17 protein-coding genes are annotated in these 20,517 nt (G+C 55.9%); 8 read left to right on the top strand and 9 right to left on the bottom strand.

Annotated elements, in window-relative coordinates; all coding sequences use genetic code 11:
- Nucleotides 1–14: 14 nt before the first annotated feature.
- The 3 genes from tssK to V3W49_RS18340 are packed head-to-tail and all read right to left on the bottom strand — an operon-like array spanning nucleotide 15 to nucleotide 2,415.
- Nucleotides 15–1,358 (bottom strand): type VI secretion system baseplate subunit TssK, encoded by a 1,344-nt coding sequence (gene tssK, locus V3W49_RS18350; RefSeq protein WP_500147443.1) that lies wholly within the window; start codon nucleotides 1,356–1,358, stop codon nucleotides 15–17.
- A 24-nt stretch (nucleotides 1,359–1,382) separates the two neighbouring features.
- Entirely contained in the window at nucleotides 1,383–1,880 is a 498-nt protein-coding gene (gene tssJ / locus V3W49_RS18345) for a type VI secretion system lipoprotein TssJ (protein WP_500147442.1), read from the bottom strand.
- Between the two features lie 25 nt (nucleotides 1,881–1,905).
- Complete coding sequence (locus V3W49_RS18340; RefSeq protein ID WP_500147441.1) at nucleotides 1,906–2,415, bottom strand: SH3 domain-containing protein; 510 nt, start codon at nucleotides 2,413–2,415, stop codon at nucleotides 1,906–1,908.
- A 707-nt stretch (nucleotides 2,416–3,122) separates the two neighbouring features.
- Here V3W49_RS18340 and V3W49_RS18335 point away from each other — a divergent pair.
- Nucleotides 3,123–3,740, top strand: a complete 618-nt coding sequence (locus V3W49_RS18335; RefSeq protein ID WP_500147439.1) for a trimeric intracellular cation channel family protein — start codon at nucleotides 3,123–3,125, stop codon at nucleotides 3,738–3,740.
- Here V3W49_RS18335 and ligB read toward each other — a convergent pair.
- A complete protein-coding gene (ligB, locus tag V3W49_RS18330) occupies nucleotides 3,667–5,424 on the bottom strand; it encodes an NAD-dependent DNA ligase LigB (RefSeq protein WP_500147438.1) in 1,758 nt (585 codons plus the stop codon). The genes V3W49_RS18335 and ligB overlap by 74 nt on opposite strands.
- A gap of 258 nt (nucleotides 5,425–5,682) precedes the next feature.
- On the opposite strand from ligB, the gene gmk reads away from it, so the two are divergent.
- From gmk to recG, 5 genes are read left to right on the top strand one after another with little or no spacing between them, the layout of a single operon-like run.
- On the top strand, nucleotides 5,683–6,306 hold the full coding sequence (gmk, locus tag V3W49_RS18325) for a guanylate kinase (RefSeq protein ID WP_500147437.1): 624 nt from the start codon (nucleotides 5,683–5,685) through the stop codon (nucleotides 6,304–6,306).
- Between the two features lie 54 nt (nucleotides 6,307–6,360).
- A complete protein-coding gene (gene rpoZ / locus V3W49_RS18320; protein WP_000135058.1) occupies nucleotides 6,361–6,636 on the top strand; it encodes a DNA-directed RNA polymerase subunit omega in 276 nt (91 codons plus the stop codon).
- A gap of 19 nt (nucleotides 6,637–6,655) precedes the next feature.
- Nucleotides 6,656–8,767 (top strand): bifunctional GTP diphosphokinase/guanosine-3',5'-bis pyrophosphate 3'-pyrophosphohydrolase, encoded by a 2,112-nt coding sequence (gene spoT, locus V3W49_RS18315; protein ID WP_500147431.1) that lies wholly within the window; start codon nucleotides 6,656–6,658, stop codon nucleotides 8,765–8,767.
- Nucleotides 8,768–8,769: 2 nt separating this feature from the next.
- Complete coding sequence (gene trmH / locus V3W49_RS18310; protein WP_500147429.1) at nucleotides 8,770–9,459, top strand: tRNA (guanosine(18)-2'-O)-methyltransferase TrmH; 690 nt, start codon at nucleotides 8,770–8,772, stop codon at nucleotides 9,457–9,459.
- Between the two features lie 3 nt (nucleotides 9,460–9,462).
- Nucleotides 9,463–11,544 (top strand): ATP-dependent DNA helicase RecG, encoded by a 2,082-nt coding sequence (gene recG / locus V3W49_RS18305; RefSeq protein ID WP_500147427.1) that lies wholly within the window; start codon nucleotides 9,463–9,465, stop codon nucleotides 11,542–11,544.
- A gap of 203 nt (nucleotides 11,545–11,747) precedes the next feature.
- Here the strand turns inward: recG and gltS are convergent, their stop codons facing one another.
- Entirely contained in the window at nucleotides 11,748–12,950 is a 1,203-nt protein-coding gene (gene gltS, locus V3W49_RS18300; protein WP_500147426.1) for a sodium/glutamate symporter, read from the bottom strand.
- A 228-nt stretch (nucleotides 12,951–13,178) separates the two neighbouring features.
- On the opposite strand from gltS, the gene V3W49_RS18295 reads away from it, so the two are divergent.
- Nucleotides 13,179–14,585: a nucleobase:cation symporter-2 family protein gene (locus V3W49_RS18295; RefSeq protein ID WP_500147424.1), complete on the top strand. Its 1,407-nt coding sequence runs from the start codon at nucleotides 13,179–13,181 to the stop codon at nucleotides 14,583–14,585.
- 142 nt (nucleotides 14,586–14,727) lie between these two features.
- The gene (locus V3W49_RS18290) at nucleotides 14,728–16,467 is read left to right on the top strand and encodes an AsmA family protein (RefSeq protein WP_500147470.1); all 1,740 of its coding nucleotides are present in this window, start codon (nucleotides 14,728–14,730) and stop codon (nucleotides 16,465–16,467) included.
- Between the two features lie 3 nt (nucleotides 16,468–16,470).
- Here the strand turns inward: V3W49_RS18290 and fabY are convergent, their stop codons facing one another.
- From fabY to V3W49_RS18270, 4 genes are all read right to left on the bottom strand, one after another.
- Nucleotides 16,471–17,412, bottom strand: coding sequence for a fatty acid biosynthesis protein FabY (fabY, locus tag V3W49_RS18285; RefSeq protein ID WP_500147422.1), 942 nt, complete (start codon nucleotides 17,410–17,412; stop codon nucleotides 16,471–16,473).
- 47 nt (nucleotides 17,413–17,459) lie between these two features.
- Complete coding sequence (dtd, locus tag V3W49_RS18280) at nucleotides 17,460–17,897, bottom strand: D-aminoacyl-tRNA deacylase (RefSeq protein ID WP_500147420.1); 438 nt, start codon at nucleotides 17,895–17,897, stop codon at nucleotides 17,460–17,462.
- 108 nt (nucleotides 17,898–18,005) lie between these two features.
- Nucleotides 18,006–18,599 (bottom strand): glucose-1-phosphatase, encoded by a 594-nt coding sequence (yihX, locus tag V3W49_RS18275; RefSeq protein WP_500147419.1) that lies wholly within the window; start codon nucleotides 18,597–18,599, stop codon nucleotides 18,006–18,008.
- 95 nt (nucleotides 18,600–18,694) lie between these two features.
- Nucleotides 18,695–20,347 (bottom strand): putative transporter, encoded by a 1,653-nt coding sequence (locus V3W49_RS18270; RefSeq protein ID WP_500147469.1) that lies wholly within the window; start codon nucleotides 20,345–20,347, stop codon nucleotides 18,695–18,697.
- Between the last annotated feature and the right edge of the window lie 170 nt (nucleotides 20,348–20,517).

Genomic DNA, 20,517 nt, shown 5'->3' with positions numbered 1-20,517 from the left:
AATGCTCTTTCTCGTTACTCTTTCGGGCCGCGAATCGCCCAAAACTCCATATCCAGGCCCGGAAATTCCCCGGCCAGATGCAGTGCGAAGGCGCCGGATTTCTCCATCTCTTTCCAGAGCTCCCCCCCTTTTTCCAGCTCAAAATAGCTGTAGCCGGCATGCCAGGGGATCTGCGGCGGCGCAACCGGCATGGTTCGCAGCACCATGCCGGGCAGTTGAAGCTGTACCAGATCGCGAATTTTGGTGACCGGAGCCACCTTCATCTGGGCCGGGAAGTGGCTCTGTAACGTATCGCCCGGCACGCTGGCCTTCACCGCCAGTACAAAACCGAAGTCGCGCACCATATTGCTGTCCGGCACCGTAGCGACGTTCAGACCGTGGGTACGCTCCACCAGCGGAATCTGGATAGCACTCTCTTCCATCACCAGCGAGAGAGACTGGCGCAGCATCAGCATCAGCTTGCCGAAACAACCCGCCAGATCGTCATGGTCATAAGCTGGCAGTACGGCGTCCGGCATACGCTGCTGTCCCCAGGTGGTCAGTTCGGTAGCGAACGCCAGCCAGTCGCGCCACAGCGATTCAGGATGCAGCAGTGGCAGCGCTTTCAGGTGACTGACCAGCCCGATATGGTGATTCACCAGAGCCAGCAGCGAAAACTCCACCATCTCGGAGGTATTAAAACGACCAGGTTTGCGCAGACGCAGACCAATCTGCTGGCTGCGCTGCTGCAACAGCCCCTGCATATCGCTGAGCAGACTGTAAAGCTGGCTGTTATTGATGGCATTCAGGGTGGGAGGAATATAGCCAGTATCCAGGCGTACCTGATTGTCGTTACGCTTTTCAATCACCTGCGCAACGCCTATAGCCGTCCATTCCGGGCTAAGCTCTTCTTCCAGCATCAGTTTCAGACGCTGGCGGCCAAACTGCAGCGCCGCCGGACCGACCGAAAGCGCGTTATCGTCATCCACTTCTTCTTCAAAGGTGACATAGCGCGCCAGCGAGTCCGGGGCTTCGCTGAAGATGACCTCTTCCCGACCGCCGCGCCGTGCGGGTAGCGCCAATACCACACGGGCATTGCTCAGGTTATCCGGGATTTCGAGCGGAGCCGGCCCTTGCCTGGCATCGCGAAAGGAGAAAGGCGTGCCGTCCGGCAGAATACCGCGGGCTGTGCTAAGCGCCACGCAGCCCTGCCGCAGCATCGCTTCGTCAAATTCCAGATCGAGAAAGCCCCACAGCCAGGGTCGCTGTACGCTGCCCCACTCCCTTACCTGATTTTGCAGGAAGCTTTCGGCGCGCTGAAAGTGATGAGGACGCAGGAACATCCCTTCTGTCCAGACCACCTTTTCTGCTTTATTCATACTGTTTTCCTGTCGGGAGACCCATTACTTATCAACGACCCGAATACCGTTGATATCAAGAAAGAGGCTGGCCTGGAGTTCATCGGAAGACCATGACCAGAAACTGCTGTCATCGGGGGAGGGAAGGGGTAGCGAAATGCGCCATTTTTTTCCATCCAGCTGCTGGTATTCCGCTACGATGCCGATATAGCGAGCCTCGGGTGAGCTGTGTCCGGTCAGGGTTTTATTAAGCTGACCCGGCATCAGGAAGAATTCGTCGCTGTTCAGCAAATTGCCCGCCAGCGCTTTTGAGTCACTGCTCTGCAGCGACCAGAAGTCAGCGGACATAAAGCCGGCATCAGATTTCAGCAACAGCACCCTGACCTTAAGCGGTGCAGTGTTGTTAATCTGCGGGTGAGCACGGAACGTCAGGCGATATGAGGGGGTATCGCTGTGGGTCGATGAACTACAGCCGCTTATCAGGGCAAAAGCGGCCAGAAAAAGCGCCAGCCAGGCGTGGCGCAACAGATCGCTTCTCGTCATATGGCATCGCTCAAGGTCAACAGAGTTAGTCGATAATCCAGGTACCGCTATCCGCATTTCGGCAGGCGGTGCTACTGCTACCTACTGCGACACAGTTATCTTTCTTTACTTTTTTTGGCGCTGCACGGTGAGCCGGACGCGGGCGTCGAATGGTCTGCTCATAGCGTTCGCTGGGAACCACCGAGCGCAGCGGAACATATCCCAGCATTTCGCCTCTGCCGCGCTCGGCTATCGCCATCCAGAAGTTTTCCACCTGCCCCAAAACGTTGTAGGTGGCACCGCTTTGCAGACGGCGGATCTCCGTACCACCAAAACCAGGCGTACTCATAACCGCAGCGCCATATAGCGCCCGATATTCTTTATTGATGGGCTTGAATTGCCTGGGCGCCGTCACCGCATGGCGGTGGGTTAACGTAGTGCCATTCACTTCTGACGAGACAATCGTGTCGTCGGTAATAGAGGGCTTCGGTGCGGGAGCCTGACAACCAGAAATTGCTGCGACGACCAGACAAACCAGGGTGATTCTTATCTTCATTATTTTCTTCCACTACTGATTACGTTTTTTATTTGATTAACAAAGGAAAATAACGCGTTGTTATTTTTGTGACTGGTACCGAAAGGCATATTTTCAGACTGAGGAGCAGGATCTCCACTCCCTGATATTTGTGGGGTTAAGGCATAGCTACCGCAGGGGTTTTACACCGAAAAACCCTATGGTTATTTTTTTGTTAAAAAGTTTTTTCGAGATTTTACATGACAAAAATTACAATTCAATCCCATTAATACATCCCCCGCAATCGGAGCAATTCAGACAAATAATCTCATTATTTAAGTAAGCTTTCGTTTTAAAAAAGAAAAATCGAAAAAACCATGACCATATAAAAAAAGAGGTTTCAGCTAAATCCTACAAGAAATAACTTTTTTGCATTGGTAAATAATTAGAAAACGAACTTTATTGGGTATTATTTAAACAGCAAAGAGCGCAAAAAAGTTAGAGAAACGCACATTCAGCCACACCGTCAGCGTCGGAAGACGATGCAGACGGCGGTTCACCCTGACAAAAAGGAAGAAAATACTTATAAGAATAACCAACAGAAAAATCATAAAAACCAAGTAAAAACATATAAATAAAACACACATCGCATAAATAAAACTTATCAATAAAACATCCTGCAAAAAAATCTCAATCGAGGATTCCGATATAAATCGTTACTCTCCGCCGCAATGATTACGGAGAGCGCTATGCTGCTACACACTCTTTATCTTATTGGAATAACAGCGGAAGCTATGACGGGCGCACTGGCAGCGGGCCGCCGTCGCATGGATACCTTTGGCGTTATTATCATTGCTACAGCTACTGCGCTGGGCGGTGGCTCGGTACGCGATCTGCTATTAGGGCACTACCCACTCGGCTGGGTACGGCATCCAGAATACGTCGTTATTGTGGCAATAGCCGCGGTTCTGACCACCATTCTGGCCCCGGTGATGCCGCATCTGCGGCGCCTGTTTTTGGTACTCGACGCGCTGGGTCTGGTGGTATTTTCCATTATTGGCGCGCAAATCGCTCTGGATATGGGGGAAGGGCCGATTATTGCCTCGATAGCCGCAGTGATTACCGGCGTGTTTGGCGGCGTGCTACGCGACATGTTCTGCAAACGAATTCCTCTGGTGTTTCAAAAAGAGCTATATGCCGGCGTCTCCTTCGCTTCGGCAGTGCTTTATATCGCTCTGCAGCATCTGATCACCAGCCAGGATATGGTGGTGATCGCCACTCTGTTGTTTGGTTTTAGCGCTCGTTTACTGGCACTGCGTTTTCGACTGGGATTGCCGGTGTTTCACTATACGCATTCATCCCATTGATCGCGTCGTTTGCGCCGGCGAAGGCTTCCACGCCATGGCGCGCCAGCCACTGCGTCATCATCATCACATCCGGGTGACGGAGAAACGCCATCAGCGCTCTGGCACGTACTGCTCCCACACCGGGCAGTCGACGCCACTCCTGTTCATTCCAGCGGACAATCAGCTGCCAGCGGGCATCCGCCAGTGCTGAAACGGCCTGTTCCGGCAAAGGAAGGCCCAGCGCTTTTATCCAGCGCGTCAAAGGCAGGCGGCGGGTGAAATTAAAGCGATGCCAGAGCGCCATAGCGCGCTGCGGCGACAACCCCGGCGTCAAACGCAGCGCCTCTGGCGATAGCGCCAGCCAGCTAAACAAATGCCCAAAGTGATGCACCTGAAGCAACTGTCTCCATCCTGACGGCCCCACCCCAGGGATATCCAGCACCTGGCGCTGGCCAAGCCAGTTCAGGCGGGCCAGAAACTGCCCACGACAGTTTTCAGAATCCCGGAAGCAGTCCAGGGCGCTGTTTTCATCCGGTAAATCGGGAACAGCGGCCCGACGCGCAGCACGCCAGACCACCTCATCCAGTCGCGGAATCCCCAACCCCGCCAGGCTCAGGCCTATCAAATCGCCTGGCGCGACATCCAACTGACGCCAGCGCGCCACAGAGCCAACATTAACCCGACTGACGCGCTTATCACCCAGCATGACGGGTTCCAGCGCCAGCGTCACCGCGACTCTACCGGTGCGTCCGGTCTGAAACAGTACCCGTCTGACAGACGCCACCTGGATGCGGGGCGGATATTTCCATGCCGCGATCCAACTCCCCTGCCCAGGACGCCAGGCGACGGATGGCGGCGCCCATTCGCTACGGATCACAACGCCATCCGTGACAAAGGGCAGCGGCTGATTCAACCAGCGTTCGCGCCATGCCGCGACCTGCCCGGCATTGCTGACCGGCTTCGACCAGTCCCGGGTCAGGGTAAAACCGGCCGCCGCCAGCGCTTCCAGCTGTTCCCGCATCCCGCCGGGGGCATCCGGCCATGCCCAGATAAAAACCCCCAATTGCCGATAGATATCGGGCGGCGAATCTTTACGCATCATGGCGCCCGCGACTTTCGCACGCGCATTTAACCCGCCATCACGTTCCTGAATGTGGCCGTCGCGCTTCAGAAAAATTTCGCCCTGCAGTACGCTATCCGCCAGAGGCGGAGACAAACGCGAAGGAATAGCGGGAATGCGCCGGGCTTTCGCCGTCCAGTCTTCACCCCTGACACCATCGCCACGACTGATGGCACGTTCAAGCTGCCCGGCGCGGTACACAAGGGTTACGGCAACACCATCAATTTTCGGCTGAACCCAAAGCGCTGTTTTGTCCCTCATCCACGCCTCCAGGCCCGCGCCGTCACGCAGTTTCGCCACTCCGGTATGTGCAACGGGATGCAACAGACTCCCTTTACCAGGCAAGCGATGCGCATCCTGAGGCGGATTACCCGCACAGCGGCGCCAGCGCGCCAGACGTTCGCTAAGGCTATCGTACAAGGGGTCACTTATCTGGCTTTCGCCCTGCTGATGATAAGCGCGATCCCATAACGCGATTTTCTGCGCCAGCCGGTTCGTTTCATGCTGTAACTGGCCGGCAGACCAGGCCGGGCATTCCGCCAGCGCAGAGAAGCTCACCAGCCACAGCAACATGCATTTCCACATCTTCCGCTCCCCCTCCGTGGTGTTTCAGGCAGACACTAGGGCCCCCCGCCAATCATGACCAGTATTAAAATATGGTTATTCAGGAAAGGTTCCGGACTTATTGCGCAGTTACATAGCGGCGACACAAAAACGGGAAAGCGGTTCGCAAAGGTGAACAAAACGCCAGGAAAAATGTGACAAAAGCTACGTCAGACCGCGGCGACGTGTATAATAGGCGGGTATAAACACTTCATTTATACATATCTAAGTAAAGAATTCATGGTTCAGGGCACGCTCTATATTGTTTCCGCGCCCAGCGGTGCGGGTAAATCCAGCCTGATTCAGGCATTGTTGAAAACGCAACCGCTGTACGATACTCAGGTTTCCGTCTCTCACACCACGCGCGCGGCACGCCCCGGCGAGGTACATGGCGAACATTACTTCTTTACCGGTAGAGAAGAGTTTCAGCAGATGATTGCCCGGGACGCCTTTCTGGAGCATGCGGAGGTGTTCGGCAATTATTACGGCACCTCTCGCGAAACTATCGAGCAGGTACTGGCTACCGGTGTGGATATTTTTCTGGATATTGACTGGCAAGGCGCTCAACAGATTCGCAACAAGATGCCGCAGGCGCGCAGCATCTTTATTCTGCCCCCCTCGAAAGAGGAGCTGGATCGCCGCTTACGTGGCCGCGGGCAGGACAGCGAAGAGGTCATCGCCCGCCGTATGGCGCTGGCGGTAGCGGAAATGAGCCACTACGCCGAATATGATTATCTGATAGTCAATGACGACTTCGATACCGCGCTGAACGACCTGAAAACCATCATTCGCGCAGAGCGTCTGCGAATGGGTCGTCAAAAACAGCGACATGACGCTTTAATCACCAAACTATTGGCAGACTGAGCCTGGTTTTCGTATCATGCCCAGTCATTTCTTCACCTGTGGAGCACTTTAAATATGGCACGCGTAACTGTTCAGGACGCTGTAGAGAAAATTGGTAACCGTTTTGACCTGGTACTGGTCGCCGCGCGTCGCGCTCGCCAGATGCAGGTAGGCGGCAAAGATCCGCTGGTACCGGAAGAAAACGATAAAACGACCGTTATCGCACTGCGCGAAATCGAAGAAGGTCTGATTAACAACCAGATTCTTGATGTGCGTGAACGCCAGGAGCAGCAGGAGCAGGAAGCCGCAGAACTGCAGGCCGTTACCGCTATTGCCGAAGGTCGTCGTTAATTCATATAGCGGGTAGCCCTTGTATCTGTTCGAAAGCCTGAATCAGCTGATTCAAAACTATCTGCCTGCAGACCAGATTAAGCGTCTGCAACAGGCCTATTTAGTTGCGCGTGACGCTCACGAGGGCCAGACACGTTCAAGCGGCGAACCCTATATCACTCACCCGGTTGCAGTGGCCTGTATTCTGGCCGAGATGAAACTCGACTATGAAACGCTCATGGCCGCTCTGCTGCATGATGTGATTGAAGATACCCCCGCCACCTACCAGGACATGGAACAGCTGTTCGGCAAAAGCGTAGCCGAGCTGGTGGAAGGGGTTTCTAAGCTGGATAAGCTTAAATTCCGCGACAAAAAAGAGGCCCAGGCGGAAAATTTCCGCAAAATGATTATGGCGATGGTGCAGGACATCCGCGTCATTCTTATCAAACTGGCCGACCGCACCCACAATATGCGGACTCTGGGTGCCCTGCGCCCGGATAAACGACGCCGCATCGCCCGGGAAACCCTGGAAATCTATAGCCCTCTGGCCCATCGTCTGGGTATTCATAACCTGAAGACTGAACTGGAAGAGCTGGGATTTGAAGCCCTTTACCCTAACCGCTACCGCGTAATAAAAGAAGTCGTTAAGGCGGCGCGCGGTAACCGTAAGGAGATGATTCAAAAAATCCTCTCTGAAATCGAAGGCAGACTCCAGGAAGCGGGAATCCCCTGCCGCGTCAGCGGTCGTGAAAAGCATCTTTATTCTATCTACTGCAAAATGGTGCTCAAAGAGCAGCGTTTTCACTCGATCATGGATATTTATGCCTTCCGCGTGATCGTCAAAGATGTTGATACCTGTTACCGGGTGCTGGGACAGATGCACAGCCTGTACAAGCCGCGTCCCGGTCGGGTAAAAGATTATATCGCCATCCCCAAAGCCAACGGCTATCAGTCGCTGCACACCTCAATGATTGGGCCGCACGGCGTGCCGGTAGAGGTGCAGATCCGTACCGAAGATATGGATCAGATGGCCGAGATGGGGGTTGCGGCTCACTGGGCTTATAAAGAACAGGGGGAAAGCAGCACCACCGCGCAGATCCGTGCCCAGCGCTGGATGCAGAGCCTACTGGAGCTTCAGCAGAGCGCCGGGAGTTCTTTTGAGTTTATCGAGAGCGTTAAATCCGATCTGTTCCCGGATGAGATTTACGTTTTCACCCCCGAAGGGCGTATTGTCGAACTACCCGCCGGCGCCACGCCAGTGGATTTTGCCTATGCGGTACACACCGATATCGGCCATGCCTGCGTTGGCGCCCGGGTCGACAGACAGCCCTACCCGCTTTCTCAGCCGCTGACCAGCGGGCAAACCATCGAGATTATTACCGCGCCAGGCGCCCGCCCCAACGCCGCCTGGCTTAACTTCGTGGTGAGCTCCAGGGCGCGCGCGCGCATCCGTCAGATGCTGAAAAACCTTAAGCGCGACGACTCCGTCAGCCTGGGACGCCGCCTGTTGAATCACGCGCTGGGTGGCAGCCGCAAACTGGCGGAAATTCCGCAGCAAAATATCCAACGCGAGCTGGATCGCATGAAGCTCGGCTCCCTTGACGATCTGCTGGCGGAAATCGGTCTGGGTAACGCCATGAGCGTGGTAGTGGCTAAAAATCTGCTACAGGGCGAATCCTCGTCCGAACAGGGCGTGACCGCCAACCACCATCACCTGCCGATCAAAGGCGCCGATGGCGTACTAATCACCTTTGCCAAGTGCTGTCGCCCTATTCCAGGCGACCCCATCGTAGCGCACGTAAGCCCGGGCAAGGGGCTGGTTATCCACCATGAATCCTGTCGAAACATCCGTGGCTACCAGAAAGAGCCAGAGAAGTTTATGGCCGTCGAATGGGATAAAGAGACCGAACAGGAATTCATTACCGAAATCAAGGTGGATATGTTTAACCACCAGGGGGCACTGGCTAATCTGACGGCCTCTATCAACACCGCAGGCTCCAACATTCAGAGCCTGAACACCGAAGAGAAAGATGGCCGCGTCTATACCGCCTTTATCCGCCTGACGGCCCGTGACCGAATTCATCTGGCGAACATTATGCGTAAGATCCGCGTAATGCCGGATGTGATAAAAGTCACTCGCAACAGAAACTGACCATGAATGCCCAGCGCTACGCCCGAATTCGTGAAATGCTCGCCCGCCGCCAGCCGGACCTGACGGTGTGTATGGAGCAGGTGCATAAACCTCATAACGTTTCGGCCATTATCCGCACCGCAGATGCCGTCGGCGTCCACGAGGTTCACGCCGTCTGGCCGGGTAGCCGAATGCGCACCATGTATTCCTCGGCCGCCGGCAGCAATAGCTGGGTTCAGGTAAAAACTCATCCTACTATCAGCGACGCCGTGTCGCATCTGAAGCGGCAGGGGATGCAGATTCTGGCCACCCATCTTTCCAGCAGCGCCGTAGACTTTCGCGAAATCGACTATACCCGCCCCACTTGCGTGTTGATGGGGCAGGAAAAAACCGGCATTACCCGGGAAGCGCTTGAACTTGCCGACCGAGACATCATTATTCCGATGATCGGAATGGTGCAGTCGCTTAACGTTTCCGTGGCGTCAGCCCTGATTCTCTACGAGGCTCAACGCCAGCGCCAGAATGCCGGCATGTATGAACGACAAAACAGCATGCTGCCCGACGCCGATCGGCAACGTCTGCTGTTCGAAGGCGGTTTCCCGGTTCTGGCCAGGGTGGCGAAGCGCAAAGGGTTGCCTTATCCCCGCATTAACGACAGTGGTGAAATCGAGGCCGAGCCCGGCTGGTGGGCCGCCATGCAGGCGGCGGGGTGAGCCATGAAGGGCCGACTTCTTGATGCCATCCCGCTCAATTCGCTGACCGGGGTCGGTGCCAGCCAGAGTGAGAAACTGGCAAAGATAGGCCTGCATACCGTTCAGGATTTACTGCTGCATCTGCCTCTGCGCTATGAAGATCGCACCCGGCTTTACCCCATTGACGAGCTTCTGCCCGGCATCCACGCCTCGGTTGAAGGCGAAGTTCTGAACAGCAATATTACCTTTGGCCGCCGCCGTATGCTGGTCTGCCAGATAAGCGATGGCACCGGCATCCTCACCCTGCGCTTCTTCAACTTCAACGCCGCCATGAAGAACAGTCTGGCGCCGGGACGACGCGTACTGGCCTATGGCGAAGCAAAGCGCGGGCAGCACGGCGCGGAGATGATCCACCCGGAATACCGCATCCAGGGAGAACAGGGGACAGCGGAGCTTCAGGAAACCCTTACCCCGGTTTACCCCACCACCGAAGGTGTGCGTCAGGCCACGCTGCGCAAACTGACCGATCAAGCGCTGGATTTACTGGAAAGTTGCGCCATTGCCGAACTTCTGCCACCCAAGCTGGCCTCAGGCATGATGAGCCTGCCCGATGCGTTACGCACCTTACACCGGCCGCCGCCTTCGCTGCAACTAAGCTGCCTGGAAAGCGGTCAGCACCCGGCCCAGCGACGACTGATTCTGGAAGAGCTGCTGGCTCATAACCTCAGTATGCTGGCGCTGCGCGCCGGCGCCAGACGTTATCTGGCCCGTCCGCTCGACGCGCGGGATAACCTTAAAAATGCCCTGCTGACCTCGCTGCCCTTTAAACCCACGGGCGCGCAACAGCGCGTGGTGGCAGATGTCGAACGCGACATGGCCCAGGACTCCCCGATGATGCGTCTGGTTCAGGGCGATGTGGGTTCTGGTAAAACGCTGGTCGCCGCGCTGGCGGCGCTGCGGGCTATCGCCAACGGCCAGCAGGTGGCGATGATGGCGCCAACCGAACTGCTGGCGGAACAGCATGCCAACAATTTCCGCGCCTGGTTTGAACCTTTGGGGTTAGAAGTCGGCTGGCTGGCTGGCAAGCAGAAGGGAAAAGCGCGCCTAGCCCAGCAGGAAGCCATCGCCAACGGCCAGGTCGCTATGGTGGTAGGCACCCATGCTATCTTTCAGGAGCAGGTGCAGTTCCATAGCCTGGCGCTGGTGATTATTGATGAACAACACCGCTTTGGCGTACATCAGCGCCTGGCGCTGTGGGAAAAAGGCGAGCAGCAGGGGTTCCATCCCCACCAGTTAATTATGACCGCCACCCCCATTCCCCGAACCCTGGCAATGACTGCCTACGCCGACCTCGACACCTCGGTAATCGACGAGCTGCCGCCGGGGCGCACGCCGGTGACCACGGTGGCTATCCCCGATACCCGCCGCGTCGATATTATCGAGCGGGTGCGCAATGCCTGCCTTCAGGAAGGGCGCCAGGCCTACTGGGTCTGTACCCTGATAGAGGAGTCCGATCTGCTGGAAGCCCAGGCCGCCGAAGCCACCTGGCAGGAGCTGAAAGTGGCGCTGCCTGAACTGAATATCGGCCTGGTGCATGGTCGAATGAAACCTCAGGAAAAGCAGGATGTGATGCAGGCCTTTAAACAGGGTGAACTGCATCTGCTGGTGGCCACCACCGTCATTGAGGTTGGGGTGGACGTGCCCAACGCCAGCCTGATGATTATTGAAAACCCGGAACGGCTGGGACTGGCCCAGCTCCACCAGTTGCGCGGGCGCGTTGGGCGCGGTGCCGTGGCCTCTCACTGCGTGCTGCTCTACAAATCACCGCTGTCGAAAACCGCCCAGAAGCGCTTACAGGTGCTGCGCGACAGTAACGACGGCTTCGTTATCGCCCAGAAGGATCTGGAAATTCGCGGCCCCGGCGAACTGCTGGGCACCCGCCAGACCGGTAATGCGGAATTCAAGGTTGCGGACCTGTTGCGCGACCAGGCCATGATCCCCGAAGTGCAACGCGTGGCCCGCCATATTCATGAACGCTGGCCGGAACAGGCTCAGGCGCTGATTGAACGCTGGATGCCGGAAACTGAACGCTACTCTAACGCCTGATCTCTCTTTCTCCAGAAAGGAGAAACCCGAAGAGCAGCCCCGGGAAAGACGGGGCGCCATCGCCGTCACCAGATGCCTTTGAGAAACAAAAAACGTTATTACGTTGCCCCCCAGTTTTTTGCACAACAGCGACAGGATGCATAAAAAAACGGGTTACGGGCATCATTGCCAGTAACCCGTTGTGGACAGGATAACGTTATTTGTTAGCCGAAAATCGGCAGCAGCAGATAAAGTTTAATCACCAGTGCGTTAACGATATCAATAAAGAAAGCGCCGACCATAGGCACCACCAGGAAAGCCATATGGGATGGCCCGAAACGTTCGGTAATGGCCTGCATGTTGGCGATAGCCGTAGGCGTCGCCCCCAGGCCAAAGCCGCAGTGGCCCGCAGCCAGCACCGCCGCATCGTAATTCTTGCCCATAAATCGCCAGGTCACGAAGATAGCGTACAGCGCCATAAACAGCGCCTGGGTCGCCAGAATAACCAGCATCGGCAGCGCCAGAGACGCCAGTTCCCACAGTTTAAGGCTCATGAGCGCCATCGCCAGAAACAGCGAAAGACAAACGTTGCCCAAAATAGAGACCGCTCGATCGAAAACCTGGTAAAAGCCCAGAAACGCCAGGGTATTGCTAAGAATAACCCCAATAAACAGCACACAGACAAAGGTCGGCAGTTCAAACACAGAACCCTGTAGCAGTTGTGCGACCACTTTGCCAACGGTCAGACAGATAGCGATCAGCGCAATGGTTTCCACCAGCACCAGCGAGGTGATCATGCGTCCGATATCCGGTTTTTCGAATGCGCTAGGCGTCTCGCTATCATCCGGCATCCCATCCGGCGTGGAGGAGTGCTTTACCAGGAAACGGGCCACCGGGCCGCCAATCAGCCCCCCCAACACCAGGCCGAATGTGGCGCAGGCCATAGCGACTTCGGTCGCATTTTCAAAGCCGTAGCGCTCAACAAACAGCTTACTCCACGCCGCACCCGTTCCGTGGCCGCCGGACAACGTTATCGAGCCCGCCAGCAGCCCCATCAGCGGATCCAGCCCCAGCAGGCTGGCCATGCCGATTCCGATAGCGTTCTGCATCAGTAGCAGCCCCACGACCACAAACAGGAAAATACCCAACACCTTGCCGCCTGAACGCAGACTGGCCAGGTTGGCATTCAGACCAATAGTCGCGAAGAAGGCCAGCATTAGCGGATCTTTCAGACTCATATCAAAGTCGATTTCCCACCCGATGCTCAGTTTCAGCACCAGCAACGCTACAGCCACCAGCAAACCACCGGCGACAGGTTCGGGAATAGTATATTTCTTCAACAATGGAACGCCCTGGACCAGTTTGCGTCCGAGCAATAGCACCAGCGTGGCGGCTACGAGGGTGGAGAGGGTGTCGAGGTGAAACATAGTTGGCTCCTTTATCACGCAACATCTCGCTCAAATGCGAAACACTTCCCCTGTTTTTCTCTGTGTTTTAATAACAGGCACCGAATTCTATACAAAAAGTGGTTAAAAGTTACATAAAAGTCCGATTTTATAGTTTTGAATATTTGCGCCCACGCAAAGCAATCGTTTGCTTTTACCCGTCACACTCCGATAAAATCACCGCTTTTCCACTATGGGATTGTTTTTATAATGTCCGCCAACGCCAAAGCCGCTAAACCGGAAAATGCGCCACCGGTAACCCGGACCAGCACCAGCGAATTAATTTACCGTCTGGAAGACCGACCGCCGTTGCCCCAGACGCTGTTTGCCGCCCTGCAACATCTGCTGGCGATGTTCGTCGCTGTCATCACCCCCGCCCTGCTGATCTGCCAGGCGCTGGGTTTACCCGCCTCCGATACCCAGCACATTATCAGCATGTCGCTGTTTGCTTCCGGCGTTGCATCCATTATTCAGATCAAAGCATGGGGCCCGGTTGGCTCTGGCCTGCTGTCGATTCAGGGTACCAGCTTTAACTTTGTTTCTCCGCTAATTATGGGTGGGCTGGCGCTGAAAAACGGCGGCGCCGATGTCCCGACAATGATGGCAGCGCTGTTTGGCACGCTGATGCTTGCCAGCTGTACCGAAATGATTATTTCCCGGGTTCTTCACCTGGCGCGCCGCATTATCACGCCGCTGGTTTCCGGGGTGGTGGTGATGATTATCGGTCTTTCGCTAATTCAGGTAGGACTCACCTCTATCGGCGGCGGCTACGCAGCAATGAACGATCACACTTTCGGTGCGCCGAAAAACCTGCTGCTGGCGGGCGCGGTGCTGCTGACCATTATTCTGCTCAACCGACAGCGTAACCCTTACCTGCGAATTTCATCGCTGGTGATCGCCATGGCGATAGGCTACCTGATCGCCTGGGGAATGGATATGCTGCCGGCAGACACAACACCGAGCAACACCTCACTGTTTATGGTACCGACTCCGCTCTATTACGGTCTGGGCATCGACTGGAATCTACTGCTACCGCTGATGCTGGTCTTTATGATCACATCGCTGGAAACCATCGGCGATATTACTGCGACTTCCGATGTTTCCGAGCAGCCGGTTTCCGGCCCGGTCTATATGAAGCGCCTGAAAGGAGGCGTGCTGGCGAACGGCCTGAACTCCTTCGTTTCGGCCATCTTCAATACTTTCCCCAACTCCTGCTTTGGCCAGAACAACGGCGTGATTCAGTTGACCGGCGTCGCCAGCCGCTACGTCGGCTTCATAGTCGCACTGATGCTGATGGTGCTGGGCCTGTTCCCGGCAGTTAGTGGTTTTGTGCAGCATATTCCTGAGCCGGTACTGGGCGGTGCCACCATCGTAATGTTTGGCACTATCGCAGCATCCGGCGTACGTATCGTTTCCCGGGAGCCGCTGAACCGTCGCGCTATCATGATTATCGCCCTGTCGCTGGCCGTCGGCCTTGGCGTGTCTCAGCAGCCACTGATTCTGCAGTTCGCACCCGAATGGGTGAAAAATCTGCTCTCTTCCGGAATCGCCGCAGGAGGTATCACCGCCATCGTGTTGAACCTTATCTTCCCGCCAGAGCAGGAAAAACAGTCATAACGTTTCGGTTGTTTCGAACCCGAAACGGCGGGCGGTGGCACACTCTGTTCACCGCCCGCCGTTTTTGTTTGAGATTCTCCTCCTTGAGCCGACGCGTTAAATCGTGCATAACAGCCTTTAGGCTTCTCCGGGGATGGGGGTAATCACATTGCTTAAAAAACTGATCGTTACGCTACTTGTTGCCATTGTGCTGGTGGTTGTGGCGCTGTATATCATGCTGCAAACCCGCTGGGGGGCAAACCAGATCACCGGCTGGATTAACGAACACAGCCGCTACCATCTGACCTTCGATCGCCTGAATCACCGCTGGGCCTCCCCAACCCATCTGATGCTGGAAAACGTCAGTTTCGGGCAGAATGGTCATCCGGCCTCCCTGGTGGCAAAAAATGTGGATATTGGCCTGAGCGCTCGCCAGTTGACCGGGCTACGCCGCGTCTCTTCCCTGACGCTAACAGACGGTACCCTGAACCTGAATAATCGCCCGCTCACCGTCCCGCTGCAGGCCGATACCCTGCGACTGCGCAGAATGGCGCTAAACCGGACAGGTGAGCCATGGGCGTTTAGCGGGAGCCGGATCAATGGCGGCATCACGCCCTGGCTACCGGAAGCGGGCTCTCCATTCGGCAGCCAGGCACAATTAGAAATCAGCGCGGGGGAGCTGACGCTTAACGGTATTCCGGCACGTAATGTCCTGATTCAGGGCAATATCCACGATCGCAACCTGACGCTGACCACCGTTGGCGCCGATCTTTCGCGCGGCGCGTTAACTGCCAGCGCCCGGCGCGATGCTGACGGCCACTGGCTAATCAACACGCTGCGCCTGAACAACATTCGCCTTCAGTCCGACAAATCCCTTACCGGGTTTTTAAAGCCGGTAAGGGATTTGCCATCGGTGAAGATAAACAATATGGATGTGACCGACGCCCGTCTCCAGGGGCCTGGATGGGCCGTGACCGATCTGGATCTGAATCTGCGTAACGTTACGCTCAACCATGGCGCATGGAGCAGCGACGACGGCGCCCTGTCGTTAAACGCCAGTGAACTCATCTACGGCAGAGTTCACCTGTTCGATCCCATCTTTAATGCCGACCTTTCCCCCGATGGCGTGAAATTACGTCAATTCACTTCACGCTGGGAAAACGGCATGGTTCGGGCGACAGGCTCCTGGCAACGCGCCAGCCGAACGCTGGCGCTGAATGAACTGGTGCTGGCGGGCTTTGAGTATACGCTGCCCGAAAACTGGCGTTCACTGTGGCAGACACAACTGCCTGAATGGCTGAACACCATTACGATAAAAAGCGCCTCCGCCAGCCGTAACCTGTTGATCGATATTAATCCCGACTTCCCGTTCCAGTTGACGGGTCTGGACGGCAGCGGCCGCCAGCTTCAGCTGGTGCGCAACCGTCAATGGGGACTGTGGTCGGGCACCCTGAGTCTGAATGCCGCCACGGCCACCTTCAACCGTACCGATCTGCGCCATCCTTCCATCAAGCTGGAAGCAGCGTCTGACGCAATTCGGGTCAACGAGCTGAGCGCCTTTGCCGGAGAAGGATTGATGGAGGCCAATGCCACGGTATCCCAGCTGCCGCAGCGCCAGTTCTCGCTGACGATGAACGGCCGCAACGTGCCGCTCGATGTGTTGAGCCACTGGGGATGGTCGCTACCGGGACAAGAAGGCAACGGCCATCTGCAACTGAACCTGAATGGCAGCCTGACGGCCGGAGCGCCGCTGAAGCCCAGCGTGAATGGCCTGTTGGAGGTGACCGACGCTCAGGGCCGTCAAACGGAACAGCGACGGATTAACGGCGAGCTGGCAGGCAATGCGGCAGCGGAACAGCCCCGCCCGCCGCTGGTACCTCAGGCGGCAATGCCTGCTCCCTGAAGCTTACTCCTCTTCGTTTCCTCCCTCCTCCAGCGGCCCAAAGGGCCGCGCGGGGAGGACAATAAAGATGCCTTCAAAAACCGCTCCGGCGGTTTCATCTCCGTAGAGCGTCACTTCCAGTTGAACCCTGGCTTTACGCCCGCGCGCCAGGCGGTCGAGATCGCCGCTCAGCGATCCCAGATCGGCCACGGCGCTCGGGCGCCCGCTAATCGGGCGGCTGTAGCGAATATGGGCATCCGCCAGAATAATGGTGCCGCCCAGGTGGCGCTCGCGCAGCATCAACCAGATAAGCCCCCAGCCAGTCAGAGTGGCGATTGAAAACAGGCTGCCGGCAAACAGGGTGTGATTGGGATTCTGATTACCGGTTTCCGGCATGGTGGTTATAAATTTCTGGCCGGTATACTGCTGAATACGCACGCCCATCTTTTCGCTCAGCGGAATATGCTGATACCAGGCCTGCTGTAGCTGACCGCACCAGTCGGCGCGATGCAAAATATCATCCAGTGTCTGTACCGGTTTAATCATCAGGAAGTGGCGTATCGGCGTAGTCTGAGGCGTGGTGATCTCGCCCTGATTAACAAACCCCAATCGGGAGAAAAACGCCACTGCATCTTCACGGGCGCTGCAGGTCATTCTCTTCACGCCCTCCTGGCGCGCTACCGATTCCAGGGTCATCGCCACCAGCGTCCCCAGACCTTTATCCTGCACCGAAGGGTGAACGGCCAGAAAGCGGATAGAAGCTTCATTTTCGGCATTTACGTAAAGGCGCCCTACGGCGACGGTATTGCCCTCTTCATCCACGACCATCTGATGATGGGCCATAGCATCCCAGGCGTCACGTTCAGAGCCTTTGGGCTGATGCAACGGCTTACGCAGCATCTCCCAGCGGAACTGGTAATAACATTCGAGTTCTTCTTCAGTTTCTGGTACGCGAAGGTAATACATAACCGTGCTCTCTCCTGTTGCCGCCGCCGGAAACTGCCGACGGCGTATCAGACCTGTAGCCAGAAGGTGACAGGGCCGTCATTAACCAGCGATACCTGCATATCGGCGGCAAAACGACCAGTCTCTACGTTCCCCCCCTGGGTGCGGCAGCGTTCGACAAAATAGTCGTACAAAGCTTCCGCCTGCTGCGGCGCAGCACCACGAGAAAACCCTGGCCGCATGCCGCGTTCGGTATCCGCCGCCAGCGTAAACTGTGATACAACCAGGAGGCTACCGCCCGCCTGGCGCACGTTGAGATTCATTTTCCCCTGCGCGTCGCTGAAGATGCGATAACCCAGCACACGCTCACAGAGCCTGTCGGCCTTTTGTGGGTTATCTTCTTTTTCGACACCCAGCAGAACCAAAAGTCCCGCGCCTATTTCACCTGTCGTCTCCCGATCTACGGTGACGGAAGCCCGGGCGACGCGTTGAATTAATGCAATCATTTTCACTTTCTTATTGACGGAATAACCGCTTGTGAGAGTGACAGCTATTTCCCCGTCAGGCAAGACGGGGATAGCATTAACGCAAGAAGGGGAAGAACAACGGAGCGGCTAGCGCCGGGCGAACCAGTCAGGAATAGTACGATTATCGACAACCAGAATGCTGGTAATGCCGCAGGCTTCGGCGCCTTTAATATTATCGGCATTATCGTCGAAAAACAGCGTATCTTCGGCGGAAAAGCCCTCTTCTTTAAGTACTTTATGGTAAATTTCCGGCTCAGGCTTACGCATCCCCATATCCTGAGACAGCCAGATGCGATCCGCTGCGTCTTTAATTTCCGGATACTGTTCCGGCCAGTAAGTGGTATGCAGGCGATTCGTGTTAGAAAGCACCACCACCCTGTGTCCCCGATCACGTAAACGGTGCATGATATCAATCACCTCCGGGCGTAGCGCCACAAACACGGCCTGCCATCCCGTAGCGAACTGCTCGTAGCTCAGAGGCAGCGACATTTCATGGCACAGCTGGCTGGCGAATTCTTCATCGCTGATTTCGCCACGCTCATGACGATGAAAGGTTTCCCCCATCACAAAACTCTTTTGCAGTTCCGCCAGGGGAATACGGCTGAAGTCGCTCCAGGCGCCCAGTACACGTCTGAAATCGATATCGACAATGACATTCCCTAAATCAAAGATATAGAGCATTTTTCTGTTATCCCCTTTGTAGCATTTTGAGTCCTTAGTGAAGCGTAGCGATGGATGGCCATTTTAGCCATCCGCAACATCCTGGATTGCCATAATTACCAAAACAGCACCACCAGCAGCTGAGGAGTAATAATGCGCAGGAACATCACCAGCGGATAAACCGTGGCGTAAGAGAGCGCCGCCGCGCCGCTGGTGGCATGCAGACTACTGGCGAAAGCCAGCGCTGGCGGATCGGTCATGGAGCCCGCCAGCATCCCACACAGAGTCAGATAGTTCATGCCGGTAAACAGACGCGCCAGTAGCGCCACGCCAAGCAACGGCAATGCGGTAATCGCCACCCCATAGCCAATCCAGCTTAGCCCCTCACCCTGTACCAGGGTATCCAGGAAATCACCGCCGGACTTAAGCCCCACCACAGCCAGAAACAGCACAATGCCAAGCTCTCGCAGCGCCAGATTGGCGCTGGGCGGCATGAACCAGTAAAGACGGCCAATACTACCGATGCGCCCAAGAACAATCGCCATAATCAGTGGCCCGCCAGCCAGCCCCAGACGCAACGCAGCCGGAAAACCGGGAATAAACAGCGGTATGGACCCTAGCAGCATGCCTAACCCAATGCCGATAAATACAGGTAACATCTGCACCTGCTGTAGCTTCTGCTGCGCATTACCCATTTCCGCGGCCACCGCTTCTATCGCGCCAGGCCTGCCAACCAGCGTCAGAATATCACCGAACTGTAGACTGGCGCCGCTTCCCGCCACCAGCTCCACACCAGTACGATTCAGGCGGGAAATCACCACATCGTAGCGCTGTTTGTAATTAAGATCGCGAATTCGTTTTCCTAACACCCGCTCGTTAGTCACCACCACCCGTTCCACCCGCAATTCGCTACCGCGAGTGGAAAGCGAGGTCGCCACCTCCCTGCCGATGATCAGTTGCACATCGTGCAGATCCCGCTCCTTTCCCACCAGATGCAGCAGGTCTCCGCTCTGCAGCAGGGTCGTCGGCGACGGAACCATCAACAGATCGCCGCGCTTCAGGCGCGAACAAACCAGTCTCTCGCTGTTAAGCAGCGGCACATCCTGAATGGCAAGGCTATCAATGTTAGGATTTTCAACCCGGACATTAAGCGTATGAAGACGCTCCTGATTGTTGCCACAGCTTTCCTCAAAACGGCTGGCTTCCTGCGCGATGTTGACCCGAAATATCAGACGCATCAGCCACATAGTGAGCAGGATGCCACAGATCCCAAATGGGTAAGCCATGGCGTAGCTCATCCCCATCATATCGACCTGCGCTGTCGACATACCAACATCGCTCAGGATCTGCTGCCCGGCTCCCAGCGCCGGCGTATTAGTAACCGCACCAGAGAAAATCCCCAGAATGACCGGTAGAGGAATGGCGAAGAAATAGTGCAATGCCGCCGTGACCAGCGCCCCCAGCAGCACAATAAGAATAGCGAACAGATTAAGCCGCAGGCCGGAAACCCGCAGCGATGAAAAGAATCCCGGCCCCACCTGAATGCCAATGGTATACACAAACAGGATCAGGCCAAATTCCTGTAGTACGTGCAGCATATCAGCGTTAAGCGCCAGTCCGGCATTATCGACAAAGTGGCCGACGATAATACCACCGAACAGCACACCGCCTATTCCCATACCAACACCGCGAATTTTGATACCACCAATCCACAGCCCAATGATCGCTACCAGTGCCAGTACACCGACCGTTAATGCGATTCCACTCATCATCCCCCCCTGAAAACCACATTATCAACAGGGATTCTGACAGGGCCCTCTCAAATGAACAGCGGGTCGGCGCACAAAAAAAGCTCCCGTCAGGGTAATGCCGATCAGTTAAGGATCGGTTGATCGATCCAATAGTTGTGTAAGAATCCGGAAACGCTCACTCGTTTCCG

Origin of the sequence: Rosenbergiella sp. YN46 (assembly GCF_036620675.1) — a bacterium.
Classification (GTDB): Bacteria; Pseudomonadota; Gammaproteobacteria; order Enterobacterales; family Enterobacteriaceae; genus Jejubacter.
This window is presented reverse-complemented; position numbering and strand designations above follow the sequence as displayed.